Origin of the sequence: Microcystis sp. LE19-10.1B (genome assembly GCF_027530565.1) — a bacterium.
GTDB lineage: Bacteria > Cyanobacteriota > Cyanobacteriia > Cyanobacteriales > Microcystaceae > Microcystis > Microcystis aeruginosa.
Window position 1 is genome coordinate 1 of sequence record NZ_JAPZQM010000380.1, and the last position, 3,791, is coordinate 3,791.

5 protein-coding genes are annotated in these 3,791 nt (G+C 47.1%); 4 read left to right on the forward strand and 1 reads right to left on the reverse strand.

Translation table 11 applies throughout. The features are described from left to right. Nucleotides 1-278: 278 nt before the first annotated feature. Genes O9332_RS13740 through O9332_RS13755 form a run of 4 tightly spaced genes read left to right on the forward strand, consistent with a single transcriptional unit; the run spans nucleotide 279 to nucleotide 2,949 of the window. Nucleotides 279-470, forward strand: coding sequence for a Thivi_2564 family membrane protein (locus tag O9332_RS13740; protein ID WP_012265960.1), 192 nt, complete (start codon nucleotides 279-281; stop codon nucleotides 468-470). Between the two features lie 35 nt (nucleotides 471-505). Next, the gene (locus O9332_RS13745) at nucleotides 506-1,600 is read left to right on the forward strand and encodes a glycosyltransferase family 2 protein (RefSeq protein ID WP_004159258.1); all 1,095 of its coding nucleotides are present in this window, start codon (nucleotides 506-508) and stop codon (nucleotides 1,598-1,600) included. Nucleotides 1,601-1,612: 12 nt separating this feature from the next. Next, nucleotides 1,613-2,107 (forward strand): glycosyl-4,4'-diaponeurosporenoate acyltransferase CrtO family protein, encoded by a 495-nt coding sequence (locus O9332_RS13750; protein WP_223212969.1) that lies wholly within the window; start codon nucleotides 1,613-1,615, stop codon nucleotides 2,105-2,107. Beyond that, nucleotides 2,101-2,949: a transglutaminase-like domain-containing protein gene (locus O9332_RS13755; RefSeq protein ID WP_004159260.1), complete on the forward strand. Its 849-nt coding sequence runs from the start codon at nucleotides 2,101-2,103 to the stop codon at nucleotides 2,947-2,949. The genes O9332_RS13750 and O9332_RS13755 overlap by 7 nt, the downstream gene beginning before the upstream one ends. Before the next feature lie 414 nt (nucleotides 2,950-3,363). On the opposite strand, the gene O9332_RS13760 is transcribed toward O9332_RS13755, so the two are convergent. Next, a complete protein-coding gene (locus O9332_RS13760; protein WP_012264871.1) occupies nucleotides 3,364-3,561 on the reverse strand; it encodes a hypothetical protein in 198 nt (65 codons plus the stop codon). Nucleotides 3,562-3,791: the final 230 nt, after the last annotated feature.

The window sequence follows — 3,791 nt, forward strand, 5'->3', positions numbered from 1 at the left end:
GAACCCTTATATAGAAAGGCATTTGGCGATTTTTGTCAATTATTTTTGATCTAGAGCGAACTAATCAATTAAGTCTCTTGCCAGATAAGGATTTAGTCGATTTATGCCCCCCTATCGAACCATAACAAGTAACGAAGAGCCTAGATTTATTGCGTATCTTCAAGAATTGTGTGCGATTGCCCGGGCCACCTAACGAGCATATATAAACGAGCATATATAATAATGAAGAGAATAAAATGCTTGACGAAACTCATTAGATCGGAGAAAGGAGGTCAGTCATGGATCTGGTACAGTTTGTGGTAGTTATCATCGTGGTTGGGGTTCTATTGTGGCTCGTGAACAACTACATTCCGATGGACAGCAAGATCAAGCAAATCCTGAACATTGTGGTTGTCATCGCCCTCGTTTTGTGGATTCTTAAGGTGTTCGGATTGCTGAGTTTTCTCAAGGGAATTCGTATCGGTAGGTGAGTGATGTTCTAGACGGAAGGAAAGGTTGAATTATTATGGATCTGATGTCCATCACACTGCTGGTGCGCTGGCTAATAGGCTGGGGATTGATGTGGCGGTTGCCGCGACTTCCAGACTTTTCAGTCGTCGGTTCGCCTAAAGTCTCGGTCTTGATTCCGGCGAGGAATGAAGAGAGTACCCTCCCTAATTTGCTAACAGCCTTAAAGCAGCAAACATTCAAGCCCTACGAAATCATTGTCATCGATGACCAGTCCGCCGATGCTACCCCACAGATCGCCGAACAGGCCGGGGTGAAAGTAGTGCAGACTAGCCCTTTGCCCACAGGTTGGACAGGGAAAAACTGGGCACTCAAAACCGGATATGCAGCCTCATCTGGCGATATTCTCGTCTTTCTCGATGCCGACACTGAGCCAGGGGAGGAGCTGCTCCGCAGGCTGGTGGCAACTGTTCAACACTTAGGTGGTCTGGTCTCAGTTCAGCCCTATCACCGCACTGAACGCCCCTACGAACTGTTAGCGGTTCTGTTCAATCTCGTCGGCTTGATGGCCGTCAAACTGGGAGCAAGAGGTGGTGTGGCTTTTGGACCGGCTATGGCTACCAGCAAGGATGACTATAAGCGGGTCGGCGGCCACGACGCTGTGGCAGGATATGTTGTAGAAGACTGGTTCATGGCTCATATTTATGAGAGTGCGGGACTGCCAGTGAGTGCATACATTGGTCATGGCCAACTGGACTATCGGATGTACCCCGGCGGGCTGCGGGACCTGGTTGTTGGTTTCGACAAAAACTTTGCAACGGCAGCAGGGGAAGTCTCTTGGCTGCGGATGCTGGCGGTTGTGTTCTGGCTTTCAGGGTTGTTCTGGGCGGCTTGGTGTCTGCCCGCATCCCTATTCGGCTGGCCGATTGTCGGGAATTCATCCTTACTATATAACGTACTGCTTTATCTTGCCTTCGCCATACAGTTAGCCATAATTGTATGGCCAGTGGGTTCATTCGGAGCAATCGTCTTTTTCTTCCCCATTCCGGTTGCCTTCTTCATTGCAGTGTTCCTGCTGGCAATTCTGAATCTCGAACGTGGTCAAATCGAATGGAAAGGACGAAGGATAAGTACCCGATGGCAAGGTGAATGAATGATCTCGCCTATGCTACAACTACCGGATGGGGTAATCGTCGGGCTTTGTGTGGTCGGTTGGACAGCCTGGTCACTTTTGATCGGTTTTATCGGTCATCAACTTCCCCTGAAATTCCTAGAAACGGACACCTGCCTGACCCGGCCACGACCCTGGGGGGAAGATAGACAATGGTACAATCGGGTACTGCGGATCAAGCGATGGAAGGATCGGTTGCCAGAAGCAGGGGATTTCTTCCCAGGAGGTTTTCGCAAAACATCCGTTGGCGGTGGGGACTGTGCCGTAATGTCCCGTTTTTTGGCTGAAACCCGTCGCGCGGAATACGTTCACATCGCCATCTGGCTGTTTTGGTTAGTGACGATGCTCTGGACTCCTGGCTGGGGTGTGCTGGTAAACCTCGCCGTGGGAACAGCCTTCAACCTGCCTTGTTTGTGGGTGCAGCGTTACAATCGGCTTCGGCTCCAGCATCTGCTCGTATTGAAAGGACAGAAAAAAACGATATGCTAAAGTATGAACTTGGCTGTGAATTAACCTACAGCATTGAGCAAGCAAGCACTCTAATTCTTAATGTTGCTATTGTCAGCAACAACCATCAGATTATTGTTCAGGAAGACCTCCATTCTAACTCTCAACGGTCGATTGAGGAATACATCACTTCTGTCAGTGGAAATCGATACTTTCGACTCAATGCCCCTCCTGGCAATTTGCAAATTTCCTATCGAGCAACCGTTGGCTTATCTCCTTATTATTCAGACCCCAGTACGATTTTTGAAGTAAAGCCAGCCGATTTACCCCTCGATATCTTGTACTATCTTTATCCGAGTCGTTACTGTCAGTCAGATCGATTATTGCGCTTTGTCGCGGCTGAATTTGGCCATTTAGTCCCTGGTTATTCCAGGGTGACAGCTATCTGTAACTGGATTTATGACAATGTTTTGTATCTCTCTGGTAGCAGTGATTCTTTAACTTCTGCTTGCGATACAGCGATAGAAAGGGTAGGCGTTTGCCGTGATTTTGCCCATTTAGGTATTGCTTTTTGTCGAGCTTTGAACATTCCGGCACGCTTTGTTTCCGGCTACGCCTATGGTTTAAATCCCCCCGATTTTCATGCCTGGTTTGAGGCTTATCTAGGGGGTCGCTGGTATCTTTTCGATCCTACCCGCCTTGTGCCTCAGAGCGGGCTAATTCGCGTTGGCACAGGACGAGATGCAGCCGATGTTTCTTTTGCCACTATTTTTGGTCCCGTACAAATGAATCAGATGAGGCTTTTTATGGACTACTTACCCGATGCCAAGCCGATTTCCGAGAATATTTTGATACCGACAACAGAGGCGATCGCCATCTCTTGAGCGTACCCCAGTCAGGTATTCTATTATCGAAAATTTGGCTTGAAAACCCCGTCCTTTGAGGACGGCTTTAAGCTACAATGGAAAAAGCGATAACCAAGCTAAAAACTGAACCCTGACCACAGATAGTAGGGGGTTTCGTTCAGAAAAGACTTCAAATTCGGCCTTGAACGAGTAAAACTTTCTAGGAAATAAGGTTGAAGATGAGATTTTTTCGACTTGTTCAAAGTGGCCGTCCGGCATTCGGACACTCAAAACGGACGGGTCGGAAAGCGTAAGACTACCGCTAAGGTAGCAGCATCCTGTGAAGCGTCAACCCCATTCAACGACCATCCTAAAAAGGTGGCGTGGTGAGGAATCACCGTCCGTTTACGGCGGTGAGGATGTCAACTGCTTTAATTGTTAGCAAGAGTTAGTTTATCCCTCAAATTGCCCTTCGATCAAGATAATTTCGCCAAAATCGGGAATCCATGCCACCCAACGGCCCTGATCCTGTTCACAGAGTAGTAGCGCTTCATCAAAGCTGTATGGAGAGGGAAGCATTCTGAGTTGTACCCATGTGTTTGCTTGGGGACAAGTAACAACGGCAGTAGTGCGGTATTGTAGTAAAGACATACACAGATCACCCTGATAATTCTGTATCTAAATTTACAAACAAACCGATGACTGTGGATAACTTTGTTTTAAATCTTTACATCTTTACCAGAGTTCTTGCATAATTAATTTTTGAGAGGGCAAAAATGAGAAAAATAAGCATAAAATTGCATAAAATAACCAAATAGAGCATTTAATTGATTAATGCTCATTCTTAATTCTCCTGACTACTGACTACTGGCTCGGAGACT

Excerpts from the sequence above, each read along its gene's own strand:
- O9332_RS13740 (WP_012265960.1), top strand. The coding sequence starts at position 279 with ATGGATCTGGTACAGTTTGTGGTAGTTATCATCGTGGTTGGGGTTCTA.
- O9332_RS13745 (WP_004159258.1), top strand. The coding sequence starts at position 506 with ATGGATCTGATGTCCATCACACTGCTGGTGCGCTGGCTAATAGGCTGG.
- O9332_RS13750 (WP_223212969.1), top strand. The coding sequence starts at position 1,613 with ATGCTACAACTACCGGATGGGGTAATCGTCGGGCTTTGTGTGGTCGGT.
- O9332_RS13755 (WP_004159260.1), top strand. The coding sequence starts at position 2,101 with ATGCTAAAGTATGAACTTGGCTGTGAATTAACCTACAGCATTGAGCAA.
- O9332_RS13760 (WP_012264871.1), bottom strand. The coding sequence starts at position 3,561 with ATGTCTTTACTACAATACCGCACTACTGCCGTTGTTACTTGTCCCCAA.